The following is a 21,187-nucleotide window of genomic DNA, read 5'->3' as shown; positions in this document are numbered from 1 at the left end:
GGCCGTCTTCCGCCCCGCCCGGTGGCGCCGCCCCGCCCGGCCCGCCATCTTCCCGTACCCCGTACCCCGTACCCCGTACCCCGTGACCGCCCCGCCCTACTCCGACCTCGCCGCCGGCTACGACGCCGTGATGGCCCACGTGGACTACCCGATGTGGGCCGGCTACGTGCGCGGACTGCTCCGGCGGCACGCGCCCGAGGCCCAGTCCGTGACCGAGCTGGGGTGCGGGACGGGCGCGCTGGCGCGGGCGCTCCAGCCGATGGGGCCGGCGCCGGACGGGTTCGACTACCGCGCGTTCGACGGATCGGCCGACATGGTCGACGTGGCTCAGGCCGCCACCGAGCGGGCGGACCGCAACCCGGCGGGGCGGCCCGTGACGTTCGGCGTCGCCGACTTCCGGGAGCCGGTGCCCGCCCCGCCCGCCGACGCCGTCGTGCTCGTGTACGACGGGCTGAACTACCTGCTCGACGAGGCCGACGTTGCGGCGCTCCTCGGCCACATCGCGGGCGCGCTCGTGCCGGGCGGGGTGGCGGTCGTCGACCAGTCGACGCCGGCCAACTCGCTGGCCCACCCGGACGGGTTCGACGACGCCGGCGAGACCGACGCCTTCCGCTACCTCCGCACGAGCCGCTACGACGCCGAGGCCGGACTCCACACGACGACGTTCACGCTCACGCGGCCCAACGGCAGCCGGACGACCGAGACGCACGTCCAGCGGGCGTACTCGGTCGAGGCGGTCCGCGCGCTCGTCGCGGCGAGCCCGCTCGACGAGGTGGCCGCTTACGACGGCTTCTCGACCGATCCCGCGACGGCCGAGACGGAGCGCGTGCATTGGGTCCTCCGCCGCCCCGCCCAGGCCCGTCCCGCCTAGAACCGCCCCGCCCGGCGCTCAGCCGTAGCGCCCGCGCGTAGCTTTGGGCCTCGCCGGTTCCCCCCGCCCCGCCCGCATGGACTCCGTCCTCGACCGCGCCGCCGCGCCCGCCGCCGGGCCTCCGCGCGAGCGCCCGCTCGTGGAGATCAAGAACGTGGCCGTGGGCTACACCGACCCCACGGGCCACCGCGTCGAGGTGGCCTCGGACCTCAACCTGACGCTCGCGCGCGGCGAGATGGCCTACCTCATCGGGCCGACCGGGAGCGGGAAGTCGACCATCCTCAAGCTCCTGTACATGGACGTCCGCCCGGCCGGCGGGCTCGTCCGCGTCGGGCCGTACGCGTCGGACACGACGAAGGAGAAGGACGTCCCGCACCTCCGGCGGATGCTGGGCGTCGTGTTCCAGGACTTCCAGCTGCTCCCCGACCGGAGCGCGTACGAGAACGTCGCCTTCGCGCTCTACGCGACGGGCGTCCGCCGGCGCGAGGTGAAGGAGCGGGCGCTGCGGGCGCTCGCGTCGGTCGGCCTGAGCCACCGCGCGAAGGCGCGCCCGAGCGAGATGTCGGGCGGCGAGCAGCAGCGGGCGTGCGTCGCGCGCGCGCTCGTCAACGACCCGCTCCTGATGCTGGCCGACGAGCCGACCGGCAACCTGGACCCGCGCGTGGCCGACGAGGTCCAGCGCCTGCTCGTCCGCCTCCACCGCCAGGGCATGGCGCTCCTGATGGCCACCCACGACTACCGCCTCGTCAAAGCCTTCCCCGCGCGGACGCTCGCGCTCGTCCGCGGGCGGCTCGTCGAGGTCGACCCCGAGTCGCTGTAGTGGCCGGGCGGGGCGGCCGGGCGGGGCGGGGGAGAGGGCGGCTGGCCGCCCCGCCCGCGTTCGTCGCCGCGCTGGCGGTGGCCGTGGCGGCGTGCGGCGCGGAGCCGGCGGCCGAGGGCGGATCGGGCGGGCCGGTCGCCGCCGCGACCGTGGCCGCCGCGCTCGACACCTGCCGCGCGGGCGCCGCCGACGCCGGGATCGCCGCGCTCGACACGGCGATTGCCCGCGTGCCCGGCTCGGTCGACGCGCTCGCCACGCGCGGGCTGTGCTACTGGACACGCTCGGCGGAGGGCACCGACCCGGACGCCGACGCCGAGCGCGCCTACGCCGACCTCACGGCGGCCATCGACGCCGCCGAGGGCGGGGCGGCCCACGCGACGCCGCTCGACCGGCTCTACGGCCACCGCGCCTTCGTGGCCCAGGCCCGCGACGGGGCGGGGTGGGCCGAGACGCTGGCCGACCTCGACGCGGCGGTCCGCCTGGCGCCCCGCGACCCGCGGCACACGCTCGACCGCGGCGTGGTGCGGCTCTCCGCCGGCGACACGGCGGCGGCGCGCGTCGACCTCGCCCGGTTCCTCGTCCTCGCCGACTCGGCCGACGCGGCGCGACGCGAGTTCGTGGAGGCGATGCTGGACGACCTCACGGAGTAACCCGCCCCGCCCTCGGCGTCTGGCTGGACGCGCCGCGGCGGGGCGGGGCGGGCCGACTTTCCTCGCCGGCCCCGACTCCGTATCGGGCCGTCCCCGAGCCCGTCGCTATCTTCGCCGCCGTCGTTCGCGGCTGCTTCACCCCGCGCCCTGTTCCCCCCGCCCCGCCCGTCCGCATGGAGGTTCTCTCCCAGATCATCGACGCCGTCAACAACGTGCTCCGGTGGCCCCTCGTCATCGGCCTCTTGGGGACGGGCCTGTTCCTGACGGTCCGGCTCGGGTTCATCCAGTTCCGGCGGCTCGGGCACGGGTTCGCCGTCGCGACCGGGCGCTACGACGACCCCGACGAGCCCGGCGACGTGAGCCACTTCCAGGCGCTCACGACCGCGCTCTCGGCCACGGTCGGCGTGGGCAACATCGCCGGCGTCGCGCTCGCGATCCACATCGGGGGGCCCGGCGCGCTGTTCTGGATGTGGATCACGGCCCTGCTCGGGATGGCCACGAAGTACTCCGAGGTCACGCTCGCCCAGCAGTACCGCGACGTCCACCACGACGAGGACGGGAAGGCGTGGGAGGGCTCCGTCTCCGGCGGCCCGATGTACTACATCGAGCGCGGGCTCGGGCGCAAGTGGAAGCCGGTCGCGGTGTTCTTCGCGTTCGCCCTCATGGTCACCTCGTTCATGACCGGCAACGCCGTCCAGGCCAACACGGTCGCGACCCAGGTGTTCGACACGTTCGGCGTCGACCCCTGGATCACCGGGCTCGTGACCGCGACGATCGTCGGCATCGTGATCCTGGGCGGCATCAGCCGGATCGGCAAGGTGACCTCGATCGTGGCCCCGGTGATGGCCGCGATCTACGTCGCCGGCGCCCTCCTCATCTTGGTCCTCAACATCGGCGAGATCCCGGCGGCCTTCGGCCGGATCTTCTCCGAGGCGTTCAACCCCACGTCCGGCGTCGCCGGGACGGGCGCCGGCGTGTTCCTGCTGACGATGCTCTACGGCGTCCAGCGCGGGCTCTTCTCGAACGAGGCCGGTCAAGGCTCGGCGCCGATTGCCCACTCGGCGGCCAAGACCGACGAGCCGGTCTCCGAGGGCGCGGTCGCGCTCCTGGAGCCCTTTATCGACACGATCCTGATCTGCACCATGACCGGCCTCGTCCTGGTCACGACGGGCGCGTTCGAGGCGACGGCGCCCGCTCCGCTCGACCTGGGCGCGAGCAACGTGTCGTTCGTCGAGGGCGACCGCGAGACGGGGTACACGCCCTACCTCGGCCAGGACGCGATCTCGTACGAGGAGGGGATGGCCCAGACGCTCGACGGGCCGCGGCTCGGCCGGTTCAGCGTCGGCGTCGATACGCTCTACGTCGACGAGGCGCAGACGCGGCCGTTCACGGGCACCATCGACCCCGACCTCCGCGTCGCCCGCGACGCCGACGGCACCGTCCGGGAGACGCTCTACGGCAACACCGTCCGGACGTCGGCGCCGCTCACGACGCTGGCCTTCGAGCGCGGCCTGGCCCCGATCGGGCTGGGCGGGCTGGGCGGCTCGATCGTCCTGTTCTCGGTCATCCTGTTCGCGATCTCGACCTCGATCTCGTGGAGCTACTACGGCGACCGGTGCGCGAACTACCTGTTCGGGACCAAGGCCATCCTACCGTTCAAGGCCGTGTTCGTCGTGATGCACTTTATCGGCGCGGTCCTGGCCGTGACGACGATCTGGGACCTCGGCGACGTCGCGCTCTCGCTGGTCACGCTCCCCAACGTGCTCGCGCTGATCCTGCTTTCGGGCACGCTCAAAAAGCTGACCGACAGCTACTTCGAGCGCAAGCCGTGGCGCGAGAACGCCGAGGTCCACAAGCGGGTCGTGGCCGAGAAGCAGGCGAACAAGCGGCGCCCGAAGTAGCCGCCCGCCACCCCGCCCGCCGAGGGCGGGGTGGACCTCCCGCCGCCCCGCCCTCGCTGCCCCGCCCGATGCTCACCGTCGTCGACCACCCGCTCCTGAAGCGCGCGCTGACCACGCTCCGCGACCGGACCACGCCCTACGGCGCGTTCCGCCGCACACTCGCCGACGTGTCGTCGATCCTGGCCTATGAGGCGCTGCGGACGCTGCCCGTCGAGCCGGTCCGCGTAGCCACGCCGCTCGAAGAGACCGAGGGCGACCGGCTGGCCCGCGAGGTCGTCGTGGTGCCGGTCCTGCGGGCCGGGCTCGGGCTCGTCGACGGGTTCGTGCGCTACGTGCCCGAGGCCCGCGTCGGCCACCTCGGCATGTACCGCGACGAGGCCTCGCACGAGCCGGTCGACTACTACTCGAACGTGCCGCCGCAGGTGGCCGACGCCCGCGTGTTCGTCGTCGACCCCATGCTGGCGACGGGCGGGTCGGCGTCGGGCGCGCTCGGCCACCTCAAGCAGCGCGGGGCGACGGACCTCTCGTTCGTCTGCCTCGTGGCCGCCCCCGAGGGCGTCGCCCGCCTCGACGCCGAGCACCCGGACGTCGACGTGGTCACGGCCGCGCTCGACCGCGAGCTCGACGCCGACAAGTTCATCCGGCCCGGCCTCGGCGACGCCGGCGACCGCATCTTTGGAACGGCATGAGGAAGAGGAATACAGGGATGGGGGATGAGGGATGGGGGGAGTACGCTCCCGCGTCCGGCGCCCCGCCCGCGCTGGCCGCCCCGCCCTCGGCGGCGTTCTCCTCTCGTGGGCGGGGCGGGGTGGTCCGGGCCTTGCTGGCCGTGCTTCTCCTCGCGCTGGCCGCCCCGCCCGCGCTCGCCCAGGACGCGGCGGTGCCCGACCCCGCGCCCCCGCCGGAGGCGCCGGTCACGCTCCAGGCGCCGCCGCCGCCCGACGCCGCGCCCGTCGTGCCCGCCCCGCCCGCCGACGCGGTGGTCCACGACCTGGACGCGGCGGATGCGGAGGCGTCCGCCGCGGTCGCCGAGGCCGACGGCCGCAACGTCGGGTGGCTCGCCATCCTCCCCGCCCTCATCGCGATCGCGGCGGCGCTCCTGTTCCGCCAGGTCATCGCGGCCCTGTTCCTCGGCGTCTGGCTGGGCGCCTGGATCGTCACCGGCGACCTCGCGACGGGATGGTTTACGGGCCTCTTCGCGACGGTCCAGGTCTACGTGCTCGCCGCGCTCGCCGACGCCGACCACGCGGCCATCATCATCTTTACGCTGATGATCGGGGGGACGGTCGGGCTCATCCAGAAGAACGGCGGGACGGCCGCCATCGTCGACGTCGCCACCAAGTGGGCGCGGTCGGCGGGGCGGGGGCAGATGGCGACGGCGCTCCTGGGGACGGCCGTCTTCTTCGACGACTACGCCAACACGCTCATCGTCGGCGGGACGATGCGGCCGATCACGGACCGGCTCCGCGTGAGCCGCGAAAAGCTGGCCTACATCGTCGACTCGACGGCGGCGCCGATCGCGTGCCTCGCGCTCACGACGACCTGGATCGGGTACGAGGTGGGCCTCATCGGGACGGCCATCGCCGATCTCCCGGACTACGACGAGGGCGCCTACTCGGTCTTCCTCAACTCGATCCCGTACTCGTTCTACCCCATCCTCGCGCTGTTCTTCGTCTACCTCGTCGCGGGGACGCGCCGCGACTTTGGGCCGATGCTGGCCGCCGAGCGCCGGGCGCGCGAGACGGGACAGCTGTTCCGGCCGGGCTCGAACGCCGAGGCGGCCGAGGCCGAGGCCGAGGCGACCGCCCCGCCCCCAGACGCCCCCAAGCGGCTCATCAACGCCGTGCTCCCCATCGCCGTCCTGGTCGTGGGCGTCCTCGCGGGCCTGTTCATCACCGGCCGCGCGGCCGTGATCGAGGGCGGGGCGGAGATGACGATCACCAACGTCGTCGGCGAGGCCAACAGCTACACGGCCATGATGTGGGCGTCGCTCGCCTCGGTCCTGACGGCGGTCGCGCTGACGGTCGGGCAGCGGATCCTGACGCTGGGCGACACCATCGACGCGTGGTACGCCGGGATGCGGACGATGCTGCTCGCCATCGTCATTCTGGTCCTGGCGTGGTCGCTCGCGAACGTGAACGACGCGCTCGGCACGGCCGACGTCCTAGTCGACGCGCTCTCGGGGGCCGTCCTGCCCGGGTTCGTCCCGGCCATCGTGTTCCTGCTGGCGGCCGCGACGGCGTTCTCGACGGGGTCGTCATGGGGGACGATGGGGATCCTCATGCCGCTCGTGATCCCGCTCGCCTGGGGCGTGCTGGCCGCCGACGGGCTCCACACGTCGGGCGAGTACCACCACATCATCTACTCGACGGTGAGCGCGGTCCTGGCCGGCGCCGTCTGGGGCGACCACTGCTCGCCGATCTCGGACACGACGATCCTGTCGTCGCTCGCGTCGAGCTGCGACCACATCGACCACGTCCGCACGCAGCTCCCGTACGCGCTCACGACGGGCGGGGTGGCGCTCCTGCTGGGGACGATCCCGACCGGGTTCAACGTGCCGTGGTGGGTCATGATGCCGATCTGCGCGCTCGTCCTCGTCGGCGTCATCCGGTTCGTCGGAGAGCCGGTGGAGCCGGAGCCTGAGCCGGTGGCGTGAAGGGGTACGGGGTACTCGGTACGGGGTGCGGGGGGGCAAGGCCGGTCGGCCGCGCCCCGTCCGCTGCGTTCCGTCCGTCGTGAGCGCCGCCCCGCCCGACGACGGACCTCCCCGCCCCGCCCCGACCGGAGGTCTCGATCCGGGCGAGGCGCCGTTTCGGGTTGTCTACCTGGACAACCACCTGCTCGTTGTCTCGAAGCCGCCCGGCCTCCTCGCGCAAGGCGACGCGACGGGCGATGCGGACCTCGTGACGCTCGCGAAGGCGTACCTCAAGGAGCGGTTCGACAAGCCGGGCAACGTGTTCGTCGGCTTGGTCCACCGCCTCGACCGGCCGACGAGCGGCGTCGTAGCCCTCGCGCGGACGTCGAAGGCGGCGTCGCGCCTGAGCGACCAGTTCCGTCGCCGCGCTGTCCAGAAGCGCTACCTCGCCGTCGTTGACGGACGCCTCAATGGGGCGGGGCGGCGCGAGGACTGGCTCTCGTCCGCGGGCGGGGCGGTCGCCGTCGTCGCTGAGGGCGCGCCGGGTGCCAAGCGGGCGGCGCTCTCCTGGCGCGTCCTCGCATCGCGGGCGGACCGAACGCTCGTGGACGTCGACCTGGAGACGGGCCGCAAGCACCAGATCCGCGTCCAGCTCGCGGCGCTCGGCGCGCCCGTCCTCGGCGACTTCCGGTACGGCAACCGGACCCCGTTCGCCGGCGGCCGCGGCATCGCCCTCCACGCCTACCGCCTGACGCTGGAGCACCCGACGCGCCGCGAGCCCCTGACGTTCACCGCCCCGCCCCCGCCTGCGTGGGACGGACTGTTCGACGCCGAGGTGGCGGAGGCCGTCGGGCGGGGCGGGGCGGGGTGACGGGGCGCGCCGGGCTCGTCTCCACCCCGCCCGCGCGCCGTCGGGCGGGGCGGCGGTCTGCCCGAACGGGCTTGCGCCGCGCGGGCGGGGCGGGCACCTTCCCGTACCCCGTACCCCGTACCCCGTACCCCGTACCCCGTACCCCGTACCCCGTACCCCGTACCCACCCCGCCCATGCCCCGCCCCACGCTCGACGCCATCGAAGTCCGCGTCGTCGGCGCCCTCGTCGAGAAGGCGCTCGCGACGCCCGACAGCTACCCGCTCTCGCTCAACGCGCTCGTCGGCGCGTGCAACCAGAAGACGGCGCGCGATCCGGTCGTCGACTATTCGGAGCGCGAGGTGACGGCGGCGCTCGACCGGCTGGGCCGGCGCGGGCTCGTCGGGACCACGAGCGGGGCGGGGCACCGGGTCGCCAAGTTCCGCCAGAACCTCGACCGCGCGCTCGGCCTGTCGCGGCGCGAGCTGGCCGCGCTCGCCGTGCTCCTGCTCCGTGGGCCGCAGACGGCCGGCGAGGTGCGCACGCGGGCGGGGCGGATGGCCGACTTCGAGAGCACCGAGGCGGCCGAGGAGGCGCTGTGGATGCTCGGCGACCGCGACGAGCCGCTCGCCGTCCGCCTGGACCGGGCGCCGGGGCAGTCGGCCGACCGCTACGCCCACGCGCTCTCAGGCGAGCCACAAACCGGCGAGCCGCACGCCGACGAGCCCGAGGCTGCTCCGCCCGCCGAGGCCACCCCGCCCTCAGCGTCCACCACCCCGCCCGCAGGCGGGAGCGGGGCGGGGGATCTGGAGGAGCGAGTCGCCGCGCTGGAGGCCGAGGTCGCCCGGCTGCGCGAGGCGTTCGCCGCGTTCCAGTCGCAGTTCGAGTAGGGCGGGGCGGGGGCACGGTCGCCCCGAGGTGGCCGCCCCGCCCGTGGTCTGTGGGCACGAGAGAGCCCGTCCGCACATGCCCACCCCGCCCCGCCCAAACCGGCCCCGGCAGGGGCGGGCGGGGTGGTTCCGTACGCCGTGAGGGTGTGACGGACACATGTCACCCAAGCTCCCGATCTTGGACCACATTGACTCCGCGACCCATGACGTCCATCGGACCGACGAACGTAGAACTCGCCGAGGCCCTCGAGCAGATGGCCGAAGTCCTCGTCCGGCGCGGCGAGACGAACCCGTACCGCGTCCAGGCCTACCTCCAGGCGTCCGCGATGCTCCGCGAGCTCGACGAGCCTGTGGCCCGGCTCTACGGCGAGGGCGGGCGCGATGCGCTCACGGCGCTCCCCGGCGTCGGCGTGAGCCTGGCGCACCACATCGCGCAGTACGTCGAGACCGGGCGGATCGGGCTGCGCGACCGGCTCCTCCGCGCCGAGGACCCCGTCGCGCTCCTCGCCACGCTCCCCGGCGTGAGCCGCGCGCTCGCGCAGCGGTTCGTGACGGAGCTGGGCATCGAGTCGCTGGCCGAGCTGGAGCGGGCGTCCCACGACGGGCGGCTCCAGGACCTCGACGGCGTCGGCCCGCGCACGACCGAGGCCATCCGGCTCCAGCTCAACTCGGTCCTCAACCGCTCCGCCCGGCGCCGCGCACGCCGCGTCCGCCGGCAGGTCCAGCAGATCGCCGCCGGCCAGCGCCGCGCGGCCGACGCCGTCGCCGAGCGGGCCGAGGAGCCCGCCGCCCCGCCCGTCGCCACGATCTACACGCTGTTCCCCCCGGCCGCGGCCTGACCGCCCCGCCCACGCGGACGGCTCAAAGAGGACGGGGTGGGGGCGGGGCGGTCTCAGGCAACGTGAGCACCCGCTCTCCCGGCGGCGCAGGCCGCCCCGCCCACCGCGGGCGGGGTGGGCACGGTCGCGTCTGCTCATCCCTCCATCCCGCGTCCCGCCGATCCCTCCGTTCTACGCCCCCTTCCGCTCGGCGAAATCTAAAAAGCGGTTCGCGAGCGTCCGCGCGAGGTCCGGCGCGTTGCCCCACGCCCGGTTGTTGCAGACCACGTCCAGCGTCACCCCGGCCTCGACCGCCTGGTACATGAGCGCCGTCGCCTCGTCGACCATGCGGCGCGCGTCGCGCGTGTCGCTCAGGCCCGGCGCCGGCGCCTCGAACGGGTAGGCCAGCCGGAACGAGTCGTCGAAGCTCATGTCGCGCGGCTGGATCAGGCGGAGGACCGCCCCGCCCGACGCCGACGTGAATCGCTCGCCGACCAGCCGCCACTGGTCGATAATCGGCGGGAGCCACTGCCAGTGGCTAAAGCAGAACCCGAGATCGCGGTTCGCAAGCCACTCGAGGTAAACCGGCGTAAGCTGGTGCGACGAGCGGATTTCGAAGTGGAGCGGCGTGTCGTTGGGGACGTCCGCGACGAAGCGGTCCCACTCGGCCACGAACGTGTCGGGGTCCGGGCTGTCGCGGGCGCGCTCGTACGGCTGCTCCAGGATCACGCCGGCCAGCTTCACGCCGAGCGCCTTCTGGGCGGGGTGGAGAAAGCGGTCGGTAAAGAGGGCCGGGTCGAGGTAGTCCGGGTTCTCGACGTAGGTCCACCGGCCGTCGACCTTCCGGCGGAGCCGGCGTGCTACGACCTGCTGCGGCACCTTGAGGAGGAACCGGGCCGTCGCCGGCGCGGCGTCGTTGTAGTGCTGGAGCTGGAACAGCCCGGGCGCGGGCTTCCCCGTCTCCTCGACGAGCGGGCGGTAGTACGTCGAGTCGATTTCGAGCACGCCGAAGTGGAGGAAGTAGTCCTCGACGGACGCCACCGGCAGCAGGCGCTCCTCGACGCTCTCGCCGCCCACGCGCTTTTTCCGCGTCGTCACCTCCCCGCCCCACACGTCGCGCGGGTACACCTGCCCGATCCACGCCGCGTAGCGGTCGGACGCCGACCCGAACCGGAGCGACGTGTGGACGCGCCGGACGTCGTAGGCGTCGGCCTCGGCGCGGCGCGCCTCGACCGGGCGGGGCGCGGACTGCGGCGTGGAATCCGGGGGCGGGGTGGCGCTCACCGGGCGGGGGGGACGCCGGCCGACGGCTCGGTCAGCGGCGTCACGAGCGGGACCGCCTCGGGCTGCCCGTCGCCGCTCGGCGGCTCGGTCGGCGGCCGCTCGCCGGCCAGGAGCGACCGGACGGCGCTCCCGGCCACGAAGAAGCCCAGCACGAGGATGAGGTAGTACGTCAGGAGCCGCCACGTGAGCAGCGCCGGGCCGCCGTAGCCGGGCGGGAGGAGCGGGGCGAGGTAGAAGACGTAGAGCGCCTCGATGCCGCCCGACCCGCCCGGCGTGGGCATGGCCAGCCCCGCCAGCCACATGCCGGCCGTCCTGAGCACGAACAGGACGTGGCGGAAGTCGCGCCAGAAGCTGAGGGCGACGAGGAACACGATCCCGTACCGCCCCGCCCAGTAGAACGCGGTGTAGGCGGCGCCCTTCAGGTAGAAGGCGGCCGGCTTGCTGCGGAGCACGCGGGCCTGCCGCCGCAGCCGCCGCGCCTCGCGCTGGACCGTCGGCTCGAACCGCCGGAGCCACCGGAAGTGGACGACCCAGTTCGCGAGCCGCTCGATGAGCTCGGGACGGAACAGCGTGGCGTAGGCGAAGAACGCGATGTAGATCAGCATCCCGCCCAGGTACGCCGCGACGGTCCCGATGCCGGCCGCGCCCAGCCCGGTCGGAAACACGGGCACCCAGATCGCCGAGAGGTACAGGACCACGATCAGCAGGGCGAACCAGATCTGGTCCATCAGCATGGCGAACAGCATGACCGCCGTGATCTCGCCGTAGGGGACCTTGTTTTCCCGGGCGATAAAGAAGGCCGCGAACGGCGCCCCGCCCAGCGCCGACGGCGTGACGGCCGACATAAAGTCCCACGTCACCTGCGACCGGAGCCCCCCCGGCACCGAGAGGGCGCCGCCCGAGACGTGGCGGAGCCTCAGCCCGCCCGACGTGATCTGCACGCCCAGCGCGCCGACGGCGCCGAGGAGGATCCACGGGTTGAACGTGTCGCGGACGGCGCTGAACGTGCCCGGCTCGTACGTCAGCCACAGGACGACGGCGAGGGCGCTGAGGCTCAGCGCGACGGGCAGCACGAGGTCCCGCTTGCGGACGCGGCGTGCGGGGGCGGGTAGGGGGGAGGCGGCGTCCATGCGGTCCGGCAGACGGGGGAAAAGATAGGCCGGTTGCACACGCGGAGCCGACGCGCGGCACCGCGAGCCCGGGCGGGGCGGCGTCCATCCCCACCCCGCCCCGTCCGCCGAAGCGCCGCGTGTCCTGGCGGCGGCGCCGTCCGCATGGGACGGGGTGGTCGGGCGGGGTGGTCGCACCCGCCCGTCGACCGCCCCGCCCCGCCCACGCGCGAGCGGGGCGGGCCTCGTGCGCCGCCCGGTGGGCGGGGCGGCGGCTCTTCACCCATTCATCCCGCTCGCGGGGCACGTTGGTTGTCCGCGCCCCGGGCGGGCCGGTATCTTCGGCCCGCCGGCCGCTCTGTTGCCGCCCGGTGCCCCTCGCCCTCCGGGTCCGCCCCTCATGCTGGAGCTGTTCCTCTTCTTCGTCTTCGCCGTCTTCGCCGTCGCCGGCGCCGTCGGCATGCTGGTCTCGCGGAGCCCAGTCGCGAGCGCGCTCTGGATGGTCCAGACCATGCTGGCGCTCGCGTGCCTGTACCTGACGCTGAACGCGACGTTCATCGGCGTCGTGCAGGTCCTGGTCTACGCCGGGGCCATCATGGTCCTGTTCCTGTTCGTGATCATGCTCCTCAACCTCGAGGAGGCGCCGACGCTCAGCGGGTTCTCGTGGGCGCGCGCGGCCGCGTTCGTGGCCGGCGTCGGCGTGCTGGCCCTGCTCCTAGCCGTCGTCTCGGTCCGCCTCGTCGGCCTCCCCGATGCGCCCGTCGCAGCGGAGCCCGTGGTCGAGACGTCGGTCGTGGCGCTCGGCGTCGCGCTCCTGACCCGGCACGCGTTCTCTCTCGAGATCATCGCTGCCCTGCTCCTGGCGGCCACGATCGGCGCCGTGCTCCTCGCCAAGAAACGCTTCGTGTGACGTCGGTACCGCGGCACAGGGTACAGGGTACCCTCTGCGCCCACCGTCTAGCCGTACCCCGTACCTAGTACCCCGTACCGAACGCATGGACCTCACCTGGTACCTCTCGCTGAGCGCCGTGCTCTTCACGATCGGCGTGCTCGGCGTCCTCCTCCGCCGGAACGTGATCGTCGTGTTCCTCTCGGTCGAGCTCATGCTGAACTCGGTGAACCTCTCGCTGGTCGCCTTCAGCCAGGCCTTCGGCGACGTGGAGGGGCAGATCCTGGTCTTTTTCGTCATCTCCGTCGCCGCCGCCGAGGCTGCGGTCGGGCTCGCCATCGTCATCGCGCTCTTCCGCAACAAGCTGACGATCAACGTCGACGAAATCCGCCTGTTTAGGGGCTGACGCCCCGGGACTGGCGAATGGGGACTAGGGACTCCATTCGCCGCGTGCCCAGTCCCTAGTCCCCCCGTCCCTACGTCCCCTCCCCGATGGAACTCCTCGTCCGGCTCATCCTGCTCCCCCCGCTGCTCATGGCGGCGTTCAACGGGATGATGGGCCTGTTCGCCCCCGGCTACCGGAAGCAGGAGTGGGTCGTGGGCGGGCTGGCGCTCGTCGCCGTGGCCGTCCCGTTCGCCGTCACGTGCGCGCTGTTCTTCGGGTTCGAGGCCCCGTACGTCGTCCGCTACTTCACGTGGCTCACGGCCGGCGACCTCCAGGTGGACTTCGCCTACCGGATCGACCAGCTCTCGCTGCTCATGACCCTCGTCGTCACCGGCGTGGGCTCGCTCATCCACCTGTACTCGATCGGGTACATGAAGGGGGACCCCGGGTTCTGGCGCTTTTTCGCCTACCTGAACCTGTTCATCTTCGCGATGCTCAACCTGGTGCTCGCGGAGAACCTGCCCGTGCTGTTCCTCGGGTGGGAGGGCGTCGGGCTGTGCTCGTACCTCCTCATCGGGTTCTGGTACACCGACCTCAAGAACTCGGCGGCGGCCAACAAGGCGTTCATCGTCAACCGCATCGGCGACTTCGCCTTCCTGCTCGCCATGTTCATCGTCTTCCAGACGGTGACGGCGGCGCGGCCGGGCGCGTTCGGGCTCGACTTTACGACGCTGCTCGCGCCCGAGACGCTCGCGCTCTTCGACGGGCCGGTCGGGTTCTGGGTGTGCCTCCTCTTCTTTATCGGGGCGACGGGCAAGAGCGCGCAGATCCCGCTCTTCGTGTGGCTCCCCGACGCCATGGCCGGGCCGACCCCGGTCAGTGCCCTGATCCACGCGGCGACCATGGTGACGTCGGGGCTGTACCTGCTCGCCCGGCTCAGCGCGCTCGTGCTCCTCGCGCCGGGCGCCATGCAGATCATCGCCGTCGTCGGCGCGCTCACGGCCATCATGGCGGCGACGGTCGCCATGACGCAGAACGACATCAAGAAGGTGCTGGCCTACTCGACGGTCAGCCAGCTGGGCTACATGTTCCTGGCGGCCGGCGTCGGCGCCTACTTCGTGGCCATCTTCCACGTCATGACGCACGCCTTTTTTAAGGCGTGCCTGTTCCTGGGCTCGGGGAGCGTCATCCACTCGATGCACCACGTCGAGCACGAGCTGGAGCACAAGGGGCTCATCCCGGGGCCGCACGGCCCGGGCACGCACGACACCCCGCTCGGCTCCGAGGCCGCCAACGACCCGTTCAAGGAGGGCGGGGCGGGCGCTTTCGAGGAGGACGCCAAGGCCCGACAGGCCCGCCCCGCCCGTGGCTACGCGACGCTCCCCTACGACGGCCCGTTCGACGCCCAGGACATGCGCACGATGGGCGGCCTCAAGCGCTACATGCCGTCGACGCGGTGGACCTTCCTGATCGCGACGCTCGCGATCGCCGGCATCCCCGGGCTCGCCGGGTTCTTCTCGAAGGACGAGATCCTGTTCAAGGCGTTCGAGTACGGCTACGACGGGCACCTCGTGGGCTACCTCGTCTGGGGCGTCGGGCTCGTGACGGCGCTCCTGACCGCCATCTACATGACGCGGGCCTACCTGCTCACCTTCGAGGGCGACCCGCGCTGGCCCGACGCGCTCGACACGCACCCGCACGAGAGCCCGTGGACGATGACCGTCCCGCTCTGGGTGCTCGCCGGGCTCTCCGTCGTCGGCGGCTTCCTGGGCCTCCCGCCCGTCATCACCGAGACGTTCGGGCTGCCGGACTCGTGGATCCACCACTGGCTCGGGCAGGCTTACGGCGGACCCGTCGCCGAGTTGATCCACGAGGATCTCCCGACGGCCTTTACCACGTGGATGCTCCTCGGCGTCGGCGCCCTCATCGCGATCGCCGGCGTGGCCTTCGCCTGGGTCGGGCTCCGGTTCGGCCCGCGCGGCCCCGAGGCCGACCGCGGCATCCGCCGGCTCATGGGCTTCCTGTACCGCCCGGCCTCGCGCAAGTGGTACTGGGACGAGGCCTACGACGCGGCCGTCGTCGACCCCATCGTCGAGGGCTCGCGCAAGGGGCTCGCCCCGTTCGACAAGAAGGGCGTCGACGGCGCCGTGATGGGCATGGCCGGCTCCATCCGCGAGTCCGCCTCGCGCCTCCGCCGCCTGCAGACGGGCGTGGTTCAGACGTACGCCTTCGCCGTCGTGCTCGGCGTGCTCGGCGTCGTCGCGCTGCTCCTGTTCACGTGATCGCCGCCCCGCCCTCTCGCTGTGGCGCGACCGCCCCGCCCGCCGAGGGCGGGGTGGGGGAGGGCCGCCCCGCCCACGCCGCGACCGGCCGCGCGCTGCGCCCGGGCGGGGCGGTGAGCCCGCCCCGCCCCACCCCTTTGGTCCCCGGCGGAGACGCCGCACCGCGACGCCTCTACGTCCCCCCGTTTAATGGCTGACTGGCTCCTCTCGCTCATCCTGTTCCTCCCCGCCCTGGGCGCGCTGGCCGTGCTCGTGGTGCCGGGTGTGAGCGCGGTCCGGTGGACGGCCCTGGCCTTTACCACGGCCACGTTCGTGCTGTCGCTCGGGCTGTGGGCGGCGTTCGACCCGGCGGCCTCGACGGCGCTCGCGCCGCAGCTCGCGACGCGCGCGCCGTGGTTCGGCGGCATCGACATCAGCTACTACATCGGGATCGACGGGCTGAACCTGCTGCTGGTCCTGCTCACGACGCTCCTGGGGCCGGTCATCGTGCTCTCGTCGTGGACCTACATCGGCAAGCTGCACAAGGGGTACTACGCGCTCATGCTGCTGCTGGAGACCGGCGTGCTCGGCGTGTTCCTCTCGTTCGACGTCTTCCTGTTCTACGTCTTCTTCGAGCTCACGCTGATCCCGATGGTGTTCATCATCGGCATCTGGGGCGGGGAGGACCGCATCTACGCGGCCGTCAAGTTCGTGCTGTACACGCTCGTCGGGTCGCTCCTGATGCTGGTCGGCGTGATCTGGCTGGGCTTCGAGGCCGGCGACGCCGTCAACGGGGGCGTGTTCACGACCGACTGGTACAAGCTGGTCTCGTTCGGCGTCCCGATCGGCGCGCAGTACGCGCTCTTCGTCCTGTTCGGGCTGGCGTTCGCGATCAAGGTCCCGCTGTTCCCGCTCCACACGTGGCTCCCCGACGCCCACACGCAGGCGCCGACGGGCGGGTCGGTGGTGCTCGCCGGCGTGCTGCTCAAGATGGGGACGTACGGGCTCTTGAGGTTCGTCATCCCGTTCTTCCCCAACGCGTCCGAGGCGCTGGCCCTCCCGGTCGGCATCCTGGCCGTCATCGGGATCGTCTACGGCGCGCTCGTGGCGTTCGCGCAGACGGACATGAAGAAGCTCGTGGCGTACTCGTCGGTGAGCCACCTCGGGTTCGTGGTCCTCGGCGTGTTCGCGTTCCAGACGATCGCCGTCCAGGGCGCCCTCATCCAGATGGTGAACCACGGGCTCTCGACGGGCGCGCTGTTCCTCATCATCGGGATGCTCTACGAGCGGCGCCACACGCGCGCGATGGCCGACTACGGCGGCATCGCCAAGACCGTCCCCGTCTTGACGTTCTTCATGCTGTTCAGCGTGTTCGCGTCGGCTGGCCTGCCCGGGCTGAACGGGTTCGTGGGCGAGTTCATGATCCTCATCGGGTCGTGGCAGTCGCCGACGCTGGGCCACCCCGCCCTCATCGCCGTCGCCACGACGGGCGTGATCTTCGCCGCCGTCTACCTGCTGTGGATGGTCTACCGGACGTTCTTCGGCGAGGTCACGAGCGAGGCGAACGCGACGATGAAGGACCTGAACGGCCGCGAGCTGGGCATCCTCGTCCCGCTGGCCGCGCTCATGCTGGTGCTAGGGTTCTGGCCCGCCCCGTTCCTCGAGCGCTCCGAGCTCGCCGTCCGGTCCGTCGTCGCCACGTCGATCGCCAAGGCCGAGGCCGTCGAGGCGGCCGAGGCCGCTTTGGGGGGCGGGGTGGCCGTCGTGGTCCCCGTCCTGTGGCCCGATCCCATCGCCGACGAGGCGCCGCGGCCGTCCGGCCCGGTCCCCGTCCCCGGCGCGCCTGTCCCCGCCGTCGCGCACTAGCCCCCGTGGCCCCTCCGCCACCGCCCCGCCCACGCCCGCTCATGGTCCGCCCCGCCGCGCTGCTCGCGCTCTTCCTCCTCCTGTTCGCCCCGCCCGCGCTCGCGCAGACGGACGCGGACATCGACGCCCCGCCCAGCGTCGAGGCTCTCGACATCGACGACGACGCGGCGGCCATCGAACGCCGCGGCGAGATCGCCGACGAGCGGCTGGGCGACGGCGAAGGCCTTGGCGCCGACCACGGCGGCGACGACGAGCACGCCGACGACGGCCACGGCGCCGCCCCGCCCGTGTGGCTCGTGATCCCGTTCGTGGTGCTCCTGCTCATGATCGCGACGGGGCCGCTGTTCTACGCCCACTTCTGGCACCACAACTACCCGAAGATCGCGATCGCGCTCGGCCTCATCACGGCGGCGTACTACCTCCTCGTCATGGGCGACGGGATCCCCATCCTGCACGCGGCCGAGGAGTACTTCGCCTTTATCGCGCTCCTGGGCTCGCTCTACGTCGCGAGCGGGTGCATCCTCATCAAGACCGACTTTGCCGGCACCCCGAAGGCCAACACGATCCTGCTCCTGGTCGGCGGGGTCCTGGCCAACTTTATCGGGACGACGGGCGCCTCGATGCTCCTCATCCGCCCCTACATGCGGCTCAACGCGGGGCGGCTGAAGGCGTACCACATCATCTTCTTCATCTTTATCGTCTCGAACGTGGGCGGGGCGCTCACGCCGATCGGCGACCCGCCGCTGTTCCTGGGCTTCCTCCGCGGCGTCCCGTTCTTCTGGACCGTCGCCCACGTCTGGTACATCTGGCTCCCGACGATCCTCGCCATCGCGGCTGTCTTCTACGTCGTCGACGGCCGGAACAAGGAGGGGAGCCTCCGCGAGGGCGCCGAGCAGGTCGGGATCGACGTCGACCCCGGTGAGGTCCCGGGCGGGGCGGCGGTCCCCGAGGCCCGCGGCGTCCAGGACGTCGCCGACGTCCGCACGCCGGGCGAGGCGGTCCTGCCCGTCGACCGGAAGCGGCCGTTCTACCACGACATCGCCATCGAGGGCAAGGTCGGGTTCGCGTGGCTCGCGGTCGTCATCGCGGCCGTCTTTATCGACCCCAAGGTGATCCCGGCCATCGAGGGGACGATCATCGACCTCCACCACTTTGGCCTCCCGTTCGGGATCCGCGAGGTGATCATGGGGGCCGTGGCGTTCCTCGCCTACCGGACGGCGAACAAGGACATCCTCAAGGGCAACGACTTCAACTTCGAGCCCATCAAGGAGGTCGGCTTCCTGTTTATCGGCATCTTCCTGACGATGCAGCCGGCGCTCACGCTGATCGGCGCGTTCGCGAGCGAGAACGCGAGCGCGCTCGGCGTCTCGTCGTTCTACTTCGGGACCGGCGTGCTGTCCGGCGTGCTCGACAACGCGCCGACCTACGTGAGCTTCCTCTCGGCGGCGATGGGCAAGTTCGGGATGGACGTGAACATCCCCGAGATGGTCCGCGACTTCGCCGTCCACCCGGGCGACCCGACCGGCTTCTACCTCCAGGCGATCTCGGTCGCGTCCGTGTTCTGGGGCGCGCTGACCTACATCGGCAACGGGCCGAACTTCATGGTCAAGGCGATCGCCGAGTCGAGCGGCGTCGACACGCCCTCGTTCGTGGCCTACATGGTCAAGTACTCGATCCCGATCCTCGTCCCGATCTACATCGTGGTCTGGCTCGTGTTCTTCAGCGGCTGGGTGCTCCCGCACCCCGACGACGTCCAGCACACGGTCGAGGCCGTGTTCCGGTCGTCCGGCCTGCTCCTCCACTTCTAGGACCGGCTCGGGCGGGGCGGGCGACCACCCCGCCCCGGACGCCCCGCCGCCGCCCCTCCCGAACCGCTTCCCGCTCTCCATGCCCGCCCGCCGCACCCCGCTCTCCGACGACCAGATTGCCGACGCGCTCCCCGAGGGGTGGCGTCACGAGACGGACGGCGAGGAGAGCCGGCTCGAGCAGACGTTCTCGTTCGACGACTTCCGCACGGCGTTCGCGTTCCTGACGCGCGTGGCGTTCGAGGCCGAGGCCGTCGACCACCACCCCGAGATCGCCAACGTCTACGACACGGTCCACCTCTCGCTCTCGACGCACGACGCCGGCAACCGGGTGACGGAGAAGGACCTCGACCTCGCCCGCCGCGTGTCGGCCATCTAGCGCCGCGCGCCCTGGGCGGGGCGGGCCTTTCGCGCCCGGCCGCCCCGCCCGTGACACGAAGCGCCCGACGCGCTCCGCCACCGAGCCACTTTCCTACGGATTGAATCGTCGGCGAGGGAATCCTTCGCTACGCTCAGGACGACGAGTGGAGACCGACGCGGGCCGCCCCGCCCCCGCGCCACCCCGCCCCGGCGGACTGACAGCCCCCCATGTACGACTTCTTCCTCGAAGACCTCGCAGCGACCGCCCCGATCCTCCTCGTGGCGGCGCTCGGCGTCCTCGTCGTCCTTCTGGACTCGTTCCGCAACGACAGCCCAGCGATCCCGTGGATCGCGGGCGTAGGGATGACCGCCGCCGCCGTCTGGGAGGCGTTCCTCATCGGCCGCCCCGGCGTCGCCTTTGGCGGCGAGGTGTACGTGGGCGGGGCGGCGGCGCTCGCGTGCATCGTGGTCCTCGTGGGCGCCGTCGGCAGCCTCGCGCTGACCGTGCCGTACCTGTCGCGGCTGGGCCGCAACTACGGCGAGGTCCACGCGCTCATCCTGTTCTCGACGGCCGGCATGCTCACGCTGGCCTCGGCCGGCAGCCTGGTCACGCTGTTCGTCGGGCTGGAGACGATGTCGGTGTGCCTCTACGTGCTCACCGGGCTCGTCCGCGAGGAGTCGACGGCGAACGAGAGCGCGCTCAAGTACTTCCTGCTGGGGGCGTTCTCGACCGGGTTCTTCCTCTACGGCGTCGCCCTCCTCTACGGCGCGACCGGCACGATGCAGCTGTCGCTGCTCGCCGAGGGGGTCCTGCTCACCGGGCGAACCGGGCTGTTCCTGGCCGGCGTGGGCCTGCTGCTCGTCGGGTTCTTTTTCAAGGTCTCCGCCGTCCCATTCCATATGTGGACGCCCGACGTGTACCAGGGGGCGCCGACGTCGCTGACGGCGTTCATGTCGACGGCGTCGAAGGCGGCCACGTTCGCGGCGCTGGCAGTCGTCCTCGCGCGGGCGCTCCCGGCCGGGCTCGTTGAGGGCTCGGTGCAGACGGTCCTCGTCGCGGTCTCGGCGATCACGATGGTGGTCGGCAACGTGATCGCGGTCGTGCAGACGAACGTGAAGCGGATGCTGGCCTACTCGTCGGTCGCCCACGCCGGCTACATCCTCGCCGGTCTCGCGGCCGGGACGGCGGCGGGCTACGGGGCGGCCCTGTTCTACCTCCTCGCGTACACGCTCATGAACGTGGGCGCCTTCGGGGCGATCGGCGCGCTCGAGTGGGACGACGAGCAGGGGGCGGACCAGGACCTCGACAGCCTGGCCGGGGCCGGCTACCGGCGGCCGTTCCTGGGCGTGGCGCTCGGCGTGTTCATGTTCGCGCTGACGGGCTTCCCGCCGCTCGCCGGCTTCATGGGCAAGTTCCTCGTGTTCTCGGCCGTCGTCGACGCCGGGCTCGTGTGGCTGGCCGTGCTCGGCGTGCTGGCGAGCGTGGTCTCGGGGGCGTACTACCTCCGCGTGCTCGTCGTGCTCTGGATGCGGTCGCCCGACGAGGCGCCGGCGAACGCGCAGCGGCCGTTCCCGGTCGCCACGGCGACGGCGGTCGTGGTCGGCGCGTGCGCGATCGCGCTCCTCGTGTTCGGGATCGCCCCGGGCGTCCTCTCGGACGCGGCGACGGCGGCGTACACGCCGGACCCGGTCGTGCTGATCGTGCCGGTGCCCTAAGCGAGCGACGGGTCACGGGTGATGAGTGACGGGCGCCGAGTGCCCGCCCCGCCCGGCTTTGCTGGACCTGCCGCCCCGC

At 72.4% G+C, this 21,187-nt stretch carries 18 protein-coding genes; 16 read left to right on the top strand and 2 right to left on the bottom strand.

The window, feature by feature from the left end:
• Positions 1-82: 82 nt before the first annotated feature.
• The 9 genes from RM540_RS03930 to RM540_RS03890 all read left to right on the top strand — a co-directional run bounded on the left by RM540_RS03930 (position 83) and on the right by RM540_RS03890 (position 9,454).
• Complete coding sequence (locus RM540_RS03930) at positions 83-871, top strand: class I SAM-dependent DNA methyltransferase (protein ID WP_311662224.1); 789 nt, start codon at positions 83-85, stop codon at positions 869-871.
• A 76-nt stretch (positions 872-947) separates the two neighbouring features.
• Positions 948-1,691: a cell division ATP-binding protein FtsE gene (locus tag RM540_RS03925; RefSeq protein ID WP_311662223.1), complete on the top strand. Its 744-nt coding sequence runs from the start codon at positions 948-950 to the stop codon at positions 1,689-1,691.
• Complete coding sequence (locus RM540_RS03920) at positions 1,691-2,341, top strand: tetratricopeptide repeat protein (protein ID WP_311662222.1); 651 nt, start codon at positions 1,691-1,693, stop codon at positions 2,339-2,341. The genes RM540_RS03925 and RM540_RS03920 overlap by 1 nt, the downstream gene beginning before the upstream one ends.
• Before the next feature lie 173 nt (positions 2,342-2,514).
• The gene (locus tag RM540_RS03915) at positions 2,515-4,242 is read left to right on the top strand and encodes an alanine/glycine:cation symporter family protein (protein ID WP_311662221.1); all 1,728 of its coding nucleotides are present in this window, start codon (positions 2,515-2,517) and stop codon (positions 4,240-4,242) included.
• Positions 4,243-4,310: 68 nt separating this feature from the next.
• Complete coding sequence (gene upp, locus RM540_RS03910) at positions 4,311-4,931, top strand: uracil phosphoribosyltransferase (protein ID WP_311662220.1); 621 nt, start codon at positions 4,311-4,313, stop codon at positions 4,929-4,931.
• 140 nt (positions 4,932-5,071) lie between these two features.
• Positions 5,072-6,898 (top strand): Na+/H+ antiporter NhaC family protein, encoded by a 1,827-nt coding sequence (locus RM540_RS03905; protein WP_311662225.1) that lies wholly within the window; start codon positions 5,072-5,074, stop codon positions 6,896-6,898.
• Positions 6,899-6,977: 79 nt separating this feature from the next.
• Positions 6,978-7,748, top strand: a complete 771-nt coding sequence (locus RM540_RS03900) for an RluA family pseudouridine synthase (protein ID WP_311662219.1) — start codon at positions 6,978-6,980, stop codon at positions 7,746-7,748.
• A gap of 174 nt (positions 7,749-7,922) precedes the next feature.
• Positions 7,923-8,615 carry a YceH family protein gene (locus tag RM540_RS03895; protein ID WP_311662218.1) on the top strand — a complete coding sequence of 231 codons (693 nt, stop codon included), beginning with the start codon at positions 7,923-7,925 and terminating at the stop codon, positions 8,613-8,615.
• Between the two features lie 203 nt (positions 8,616-8,818).
• Positions 8,819-9,454, top strand: a complete 636-nt coding sequence (locus RM540_RS03890; RefSeq protein WP_311662217.1) for a helix-hairpin-helix domain-containing protein — start codon at positions 8,819-8,821, stop codon at positions 9,452-9,454.
• A 171-nt stretch (positions 9,455-9,625) separates the two neighbouring features.
• Here RM540_RS03890 and RM540_RS03885 read toward each other — a convergent pair whose 3' ends face one another.
• Positions 9,626-10,717 carry a DUF72 domain-containing protein gene (locus RM540_RS03885; RefSeq protein ID WP_311662216.1) on the bottom strand — a complete coding sequence of 364 codons (1,092 nt, stop codon included), beginning with the start codon at positions 10,715-10,717 and terminating at the stop codon, positions 9,626-9,628.
• Entirely contained in the window at positions 10,714-11,847 is a 1,134-nt protein-coding gene (locus RM540_RS03880) for a lysylphosphatidylglycerol synthase transmembrane domain-containing protein (protein ID WP_311662215.1), read from the bottom strand. The genes RM540_RS03885 and RM540_RS03880 overlap by 4 nt, the downstream gene beginning before the upstream one ends.
• A gap of 379 nt (positions 11,848-12,226) precedes the next feature.
• Here RM540_RS03880 and RM540_RS03875 point away from each other — a divergent pair, with 379 nt between their 5' ends.
• The 7 genes from RM540_RS03875 to RM540_RS03845 all read left to right on the top strand — a co-directional run bounded on the left by RM540_RS03875 (position 12,227) and on the right by RM540_RS03845 (position 21,108).
• On the top strand, positions 12,227-12,736 hold the full coding sequence (locus tag RM540_RS03875) for an NADH-quinone oxidoreductase subunit J (RefSeq protein ID WP_311662214.1): 510 nt from the start codon (positions 12,227-12,229) through the stop codon (positions 12,734-12,736).
• Positions 12,737-12,821: 85 nt separating this feature from the next.
• Entirely contained in the window at positions 12,822-13,121 is a 300-nt protein-coding gene (gene nuoK, locus RM540_RS03870) for an NADH-quinone oxidoreductase subunit NuoK (RefSeq protein WP_311662213.1), read from the top strand.
• Positions 13,122-13,207: 86 nt separating this feature from the next.
• Positions 13,208-15,382, top strand: a complete 2,175-nt coding sequence (locus RM540_RS03865) for an NADH-quinone oxidoreductase subunit L (RefSeq protein ID WP_311662211.1) — start codon at positions 13,208-13,210, stop codon at positions 15,380-15,382.
• A gap of 189 nt (positions 15,383-15,571) precedes the next feature.
• Positions 15,572-17,227: a complex I subunit 4 family protein gene (locus RM540_RS03860; protein WP_311662210.1), complete on the top strand. Its 1,656-nt coding sequence runs from the start codon at positions 15,572-15,574 to the stop codon at positions 17,225-17,227.
• Between the two features lie 41 nt (positions 17,228-17,268).
• Positions 17,269-19,035: a sodium:proton antiporter gene (locus RM540_RS03855; protein ID WP_311662209.1), complete on the top strand. Its 1,767-nt coding sequence runs from the start codon at positions 17,269-17,271 to the stop codon at positions 19,033-19,035.
• A 79-nt stretch (positions 19,036-19,114) separates the two neighbouring features.
• Positions 19,115-19,411, top strand: a complete 297-nt coding sequence (locus tag RM540_RS03850) for a 4a-hydroxytetrahydrobiopterin dehydratase (RefSeq protein ID WP_311662208.1) — start codon at positions 19,115-19,117, stop codon at positions 19,409-19,411.
• Between the two features lie 209 nt (positions 19,412-19,620).
• Entirely contained in the window at positions 19,621-21,108 is a 1,488-nt protein-coding gene (locus RM540_RS03845) for an NADH-quinone oxidoreductase subunit N (RefSeq protein ID WP_311662207.1), read from the top strand.
• Positions 21,109-21,187 lie beyond the last annotated feature (79 nt).

This window comes from Rubrivirga litoralis, assembly GCF_031846415.1.
Taxonomy (GTDB): domain Bacteria; phylum Bacteroidota; class Rhodothermia; order Rhodothermales; family Rubricoccaceae; genus Rubrivirga; species Rubrivirga litoralis.
The sequence above is the reverse complement of the archived record's forward strand: the minus strand, read 5'-3'. Positions and strand labels throughout refer to the sequence as shown.